Consider the following 6,260-nt stretch of genomic DNA (forward strand, 5'->3'; position numbering starts at 1 on the left):
TCCCGACGGCGAGTGACCGCTGGGCCGCGTTCGGGCTCGGACAGGGTGGCGCCGCGGCTTGGGCCGCGAACGCGCAGGCGGGGACGTATGGGACCGGGCTCGACTTGGTGGGTACGGTCGCGGTCTCCCCGCTCGCCGATGTGACCGGACTTGCCGATGCCGCCGAGAATGGCGCGTTGACGTCGGCGCAATACCGGCTGCAGATGTTGGTGGTGGCGAGCCTTGCGCTCTCGCCGGTCTACAAGCTCGATTTCAACGAGTACTTCTCCGATGCCGCGAAGGACAACTTCGGTTACCTGACCCAGTGCGCGGCGGTGGTGGATCCCGCGCAGAGTGCTGCGGCGGCTGCCGGGCTCCAGCCGGCCGACTTGACGCCGAAGACCCCCGCCGCGGCCGATGAACTGCGCCGCGATCTGCAGGGCTTGGCGTTGCCCGGGCCCTTGAGATTGTCGGCGCCGATGCTGGTGGTCTACGCGACCCTCGATCCGGTCGTGCTGCCCGGCTGGATCGCCCAGGCGGTGCAGACTGCCTGCGAGCGAGGCGATCCCATCGAAATCAGGAAGATCGGCGACCTGAGCGCGCTCAGTGAAATCGTGCTGTACGACTCGGTGGCCTGGGTCCAGGGCCGTTTCGGTGGTCAACGTGCGACGAACGTCTGCGTCGGTGTGTAGATGAAGCCGCCAAGTCCAGTTCCGCGTGTCCGCGACTACCTTCGCATCCTGGCCAGGTACTGGATCGTGATCGTCTGCGCCACAGCACTTTCGATAGGTGCCGGGTGGCTGGCTCACCGGACCACGAATCCCGTGTACGTGGCGACGAGCCGGGTGTTCGTCGTGGCGCCGGGAAGTGCCGAGGTATTCGATGCCTACAACGGTCACCTCGCCGCCGCCGGCCGCGCGCTCTCGATCCAGCAACTCGCGCTGAATCCGCAAGTCGCCAAGCGCAGCATCGATCAGTTGGGTCTCGATCAGACACCCGCACAGCTGATCAAGCGGATCAAACCCGTTGTCCACGACACTCTCGTCGAGATCAACGTCACGGGCGACAGCCCCGAGCTCGCCCGCGACACAGCCATCAGCGTCACGTACAACCTGATTGCGCTTTCCAAGGAAATGTCTGATCTAGACAAGGGCGGCACCGACGTGATCCTGGTTGACTCGCCTTCCGACGCGCTGGACGGCCGCGCGTCGCTCAAGTTGTATTTGCAGTTGGGCGGGGCCCTCGGCCTGGCCCTGAGCCTGCTGTTGGTCATCGCCCTCGGTCGTTGGCGAGATTCGGTGCTGACCACGGAACAGGTCGCCCGCATCGTCGACGAGAGGGCCATTGGAAGGAACGCATGAGCAGACGACTTGCGCTGATCTGCCTGACGACGTCCATTGCGTTGATCGCGACGGCATGCGGAAACGGCGACGCCGCGGAACCGATGCCGCAGGCGGAAACCGGCGTCGCATTGCACGGGGACTTCAGCGGCACGGGTCCCGGCACGTTGCTCGATGCGCGGTCATTACCCACCATCGACAGGCGACTGCGGCAGCTGACTTCGATCGCGAGCCGAACGGAGTACACGTCGACGTCGGCCATCACGAACTCCGAAACACGGGTCTCGGGAACGGTTTTCGCACCCAAGGGCACGGCTCCTGAGGGAGGATGGCCAGTCGTCGCGCTGGGGCACGCCACCTCTGGGATCCAAACAGACTGTGGGCCATCACTTTCGCCCTCACTGCTGGGTCTCGCGCCGGTAGTGATCTTGCTAGTCCAGGCCGGGTACGTGGTGACGGTACCGGATTACCAGGGCCTCGGCAGTGAAGAGGTCTACCATCCGTACCTCGAGCCGACCACGGCCGGGAACAATCTGATCGATTCGGTTCGCGCGGCGCGCAAATTAGTGCCTGACACTTCCGACCGGTGGGTCGCAGTAGGGGTCTCACAAGGTGCGCAAGCGGCTTGGGCAGCCAACGAAATGGCCACTACGTACGGCAACGGGTTGTCGCTCCTTGGCTCAGTCAGTCTGGCTCCCCCCGCGAACCTCACCTTCCTCGCCGATCTCGCCCAATCGGGCGAACTGACGAAGGAACAGGAGTCGGCGTATCAGATGACTCTCGCCGCGCTCGCCAACGAGCACCCCGATTTCAACCTCGACGACTACCGACGGGGGAGCGTCGAGCAGAACTGGGACCTCCTGTTGCGGTGCGACGCGCGAAGCGCGGCAGCCCGGTTGGCAGCGGTCGCTCAGATCGCCAAAGACGATCTGCAGCCGAGCAGCCAGGCCGCAACCGGAGCCCTCCGCGGTTATCTTCAGAAGATGAGCCTTCCTCGCGAAGAAGCCGCGGCGCCCATGCTCGTGATCTATGGCGACAAGGACCAGTTCATCCCGGTTGAGTCGACCGACCGCGCGCTCGCTGAGGCGTGCGGCATGGGCGATGTCATCGAGATTCAGCGGCAGGCCGACAAGGGCCACGACGACCTTGACCTTTCGGCGGCGTTGCCGTGGATTCGCGACCGGTTCAACGACGTGCCAGCCACCGACAGTTGTGCGCCCCCACCCGCTCCGCCCCCTCCACCGGAGGTGTCCGAGGAGGGTGAGTGACCACGACATGGCAACACGGTGCGACCGCAATGTCGATGCGAGCGGTAGGTGTCCATGACGCGGCGGGCTCTGCTGTGGGGTGGATTGGCTGCCGCGGTCGTCGTCGCCGTGGTGGTGGCGATCGTGTGGGTTTCCTTGGCTTCGCCGGTCGGCGACCAAGTGGGGTCCCCGGCTAGGGAATCCGTTCCGATCGTTGGCGCCGATTTGACGGGTTCAGGTCCCGGGTCGCTGGTAAGCGCGACGACAATGCCCGGCATCATGCGTGACGTCGACGCCAGACAGGTGCAGGCCGCGCGCGTGGCCTATCGGTCCACGTCCGGGGACGGGCAACCGACGGTGGTGTCCGGCAGCGTGTTCACTCCCAAGGGCGATCCCCCCGCGGGTGGCTGGCCCGTCATCGCTTACGGTCACGCCACGACCGGAATCGACGAGCCGTGTGCGCCGTCGTTGTCGAACTCACTACTCGGAAGTGCTCAGATCGTCTCCGCGCTGATCGCGCAGGGGTATGCCGTCGCCCTCGCCGACTATCAGGGCCTCGGCGCGCCAGGGGTGCACCCATACACCGACTCACGTATTGCCGGCCTGAACATGATCGACGCGGTACGAGCGCTGCGTGCGACCTTCAAGGATGTTTCCAACCGATGGGGCGCATACGGTGCGTCCCAAGGCGGCGGCGCCGCATGGGCAGCCGACGAACAAGCGGGAACTTACGCACCCGAACTGGAAATTGTTGGTGCGGTGGCGATTTCGCCGGCCGCCGATGTCACCGGACTGGCGGACAAGGCCCAGGCGGGCACGCTGACGACTGACCAGAACGCTGCGCTGTCGGCGATCATCGAGTCGCTGGCCCGGCTGCACTCGGATGTCGATCGCAACGACTACCGCCGCGGTGCCGCCGCCCGAAAGTGGGACGTCGTGGTGGCGTGTGCTGGGCCTCTGATGCAGAATCGCCCCGAGGCCGTCAACGCGATCCAGCCGCACGACGTCGGAGCGAGCACGCCGCAGGCGGCCAATCGGCTGCGCCACTACCTTGCCCAATGGGCGCTGCCCCAACAACGACTGTCGGCGCCGCTTCTGGTGTGGTACGGCGGCGCCGACACCTTCATCGACGCACCGTGGACTGCCGGCGCGATCCGGCGAGCCTGCGCACTCGGCGGAACGGTGACGGTGCAGTTCGAGGAGCACAAAGGGCACGGCGAGGCCAACTATTTCGATCAATTGCAGTGGCTCACTGATCGATTCGAGGGGAAGGCCCCGACCGATGATTGCTCGTAGGAGGCTCGAGGGGGACCGCGGGTCGGTGATCCGAGGGCAGCGCAGGCGAGGCGGCGTGCGGCGGTAGATGGGGACGAGTCGGCGGCCGGTGCTATGGACCGGGATAGCGGCGACCGTGGTCGCTCTCGTGGTGGCGTTGGTGTGGTTTTCCTCTGGCCCCTCCGCAGACGAACCACCGGCAGGAAGTTCGGCCCACGAGTCCGTTGCCGTCTTGAGCGCCGTCCTGGGCGGTTCAGGCCCAGGGTCGTTGCTGAGCGCCAAGACGATGCCTGGTCTATCCACTGATCTCGCGAACCAAGTGCATGCCGCGCGCGTCGTCTACCGATCGACGTCCGGGGATGGGCAGCCGACGGTGGTCTCCGGGAGCGTCTTCGTCCCCAGTGGTGAGCCGCCCAACGGCGGCTGGCCGGTCGTCTCATTCGGCCACGGAACGACCGGCATCGACCGGTCTTGTGCGCCGTCGTCGTCGGACTCTCTGCTCGGCTATGCAGAGGCGGTAGGCGCTCTGGTCCTGCGGGGCTATGCGGTTGCCTTGGCCGACTATCAGGGCCTTGGCGCGCCAGGGGTGCATCCGTACACCGATTCACGGACCGCCGGCCTGAACATGATCGACGCGGTTCGCGCGCTGCGGGCCACCTTCAGGTACGTGTCGGACCGGTGGGGCGCATTCGGCGGATCGCAAGGGGGTGGCGCCGCGTGGGCGGCCGACGAGCAAGCCGGTACCTACGCGCCTGAACTGAAACTCGTTGGCGCCGTCGCAGTTTCGCCGATTGCCAACGTAACCGGTCTGGTCGACAAGGCGCAACGGGGCGGCCTGACGACTGAACAGAAGGTCGTTCTGTCGGGGATCGTCAAGTCGCTCTCGCTACTGCACTCCGACATCAATCGCGATGACTACCGCCGCGGTACCGGCGCGCGCAACCCCGACGTCGACTTGCCATGCTCCGCTGCCAACGTGGGTTCCCCCGCAGGCACGGCAAGCACGCTGGCTCCCGACGACATTGCGCCTAGGACACCCGTTGCCGCGGAACGCCTCCGACGCTATCTGGCCCAATGGGCATTACCCCAGCGAGCCCTGTCGGCGCCACTCTACGTATGGTACGGCGGCGCCGACCGATTCATCGATGCCTCGTGGACGGCCAACGCGATCACACGCGCATGCTCACTGGGCGGAACCGTGGCGGTGGTGTTCGAACCGAGCAAGGGTCACGGTGAAATCAACTACGATGACCAATTCAACTGGCTGACAGACAGGTTCGCTGAAAGGCCCGTGGTCGATGCCTGCGCGTAGAAACCCAGACGGGGACAGTCCGCGGTGGCGGCAATTCGTCAGCAGGGCCTTTTGCGTGGTCAGACGCAGGCGCGCGCCACGCGGCCAGCCCGTGGCTGCTCCGAGCCATCCCTATTTGGTGGTAGCCGTGCTGGGTCAGTCGAATGCATTCGGCATGGGACTGCCGCTCGATCTCGCGGGCGCGGATCAACCGCACCCGCTGGTGCACCAGTGGGCGATGTGCGGGCCATCCGAGGGTGCCGCAGTGCTGGCGGTTGATCCGCTGCTGCACGAAACTCCCGCTCGGGGGGTGGGTTTCGGCGTCACGTTCGCCAAGTGTCTTGCGGAGGCTACCGGGCGAGCGGTTCTTCTGATACCTGGAGCTCGAGGGGACACGTCGTTCACCCCAAAGAATGGCTACACCTGGGATTCTGCCGATACCGAAACCCGGGTGAACCTGTATCGCAAGGCAGTCCATGCCATTGACGCGGCGCTGGCTGGGTGTCCGGGAAGCCGGTTGGTCGCCGTGCTGTGGCATCAAGGTGAAACCGATGTTCCTCTCACCTCGGGCCCTGCCTACCAGGGCAGGCTGGATGCGTTGATCTCGGATCTGCGGCTCCGGTACGGCGCCGATGTGCCGTTCCTGGTGGGCCAGATGGTCCCAGAGGAGATGGAGCGGAGCGAAAAGGACTACTCGGTGATCGACGCGATACATGCCGACACGACCAACCGTGTCCCGCGCGCCGCCTTCGTCGAGGGTCCGCGAGAGGCGTACAACAGCGAGACGGACCGCCACTACAGTGCCGAAGGCCAACGATCGCTCGGACGAGCGATGTGGTCGGCCTATCGCGCGATGTGTGTCGATGAACTGGCCGGATATGGGGTTCCACGCGGTTAGAAATCAAATCAGGTCCGCATGTAGGTGAAGACGCACGCAACGATGCGGGATGCCAATGAATGGTCGCCAGGCGGCGGTTGCGCGTCCCGATGAGGATTGCCGGCGTAGCGAAGCAGGTAGTCGAATAGGCAGGTTCTCCTGGCGTCAATAGCGCCCACCAACCGCCTAACGAAGCTGTGCCTGCCGGAGGGTTTCCAGAGTGGGTGCGATTACGCGCAGCGACTCGCGAC

6 protein-coding genes are annotated in these 6,260 nt (G+C 65.5%); all 6 read left to right on the forward strand.

Features of this window, described 5'->3' with window-relative positions; all coding sequences use genetic code 11:
* Nucleotides 1-671, forward strand: a 671-nt coding sequence (locus tag QOD90_RS26460; protein ID WP_526354665.1) for a lipase family protein, incomplete at its 5' end; no start/stop codon positions are given.
* Complete coding sequence (locus tag QOD90_RS26465) at nt 672-1,340, forward strand: YveK family protein (RefSeq protein ID WP_526354667.1); 669 nt, start codon at nt 672-674, stop codon at nt 1,338-1,340. It begins immediately after the preceding gene.
* Nucleotides 1,337-2,587 carry an alpha/beta fold hydrolase gene (locus tag QOD90_RS26470; RefSeq protein ID WP_526354669.1) on the forward strand — a complete coding sequence of 417 codons (1,251 nt, stop codon included), beginning with the start codon at nt 1,337-1,339 and terminating at the stop codon, nt 2,585-2,587. Before QOD90_RS26465 ends, QOD90_RS26470 begins: the two co-directional genes overlap by 4 nt.
* A gap of 54 nt (nt 2,588-2,641) precedes the next feature.
* Complete coding sequence (locus QOD90_RS26475) at nt 2,642-3,862, forward strand: lipase family protein (RefSeq protein ID WP_526354671.1); 1,221 nt, start codon at nt 2,642-2,644, stop codon at nt 3,860-3,862.
* 211 nt (nt 3,863-4,073) lie between these two features.
* The gene (locus QOD90_RS26480; RefSeq protein ID WP_526354673.1) at nt 4,074-5,153 is read left to right on the forward strand and encodes a lipase family protein; all 1,080 of its coding nucleotides are present in this window, start codon (nt 4,074-4,076) and stop codon (nt 5,151-5,153) included.
* Nucleotides 5,154-5,280: 127 nt separating this feature from the next.
* Entirely contained in the window at nt 5,281-6,030 is a 750-nt protein-coding gene (locus QOD90_RS26485; protein WP_526354674.1) for a sialate O-acetylesterase, read from the forward strand.
* Nucleotides 6,031-6,260: the final 230 nt, after the last annotated feature.

This window comes from Mycobacterium sp. (genome assembly GCF_032161845.1).
Lineage (GTDB): Bacteria > Actinomycetota > Actinomycetes > Mycobacteriales > Mycobacteriaceae > Mycobacterium.

Excerpts from the sequence above, each read along its gene's own strand:
- QOD90_RS26465 (WP_526354667.1), top strand. The coding sequence starts at position 672 with ATGAAGCCGCCAAGTCCAGTTCCGCGTGTCCGCGACTACCTTCGCATC.
- QOD90_RS26475 (WP_526354671.1), top strand. The coding sequence starts at position 2,642 with ATGACGCGGCGGGCTCTGCTGTGGGGTGGATTGGCTGCCGCGGTCGTC.
- QOD90_RS26470 (WP_526354669.1), top strand. The coding sequence starts at position 1,337 with ATGAGCAGACGACTTGCGCTGATCTGCCTGACGACGTCCATTGCGTTG.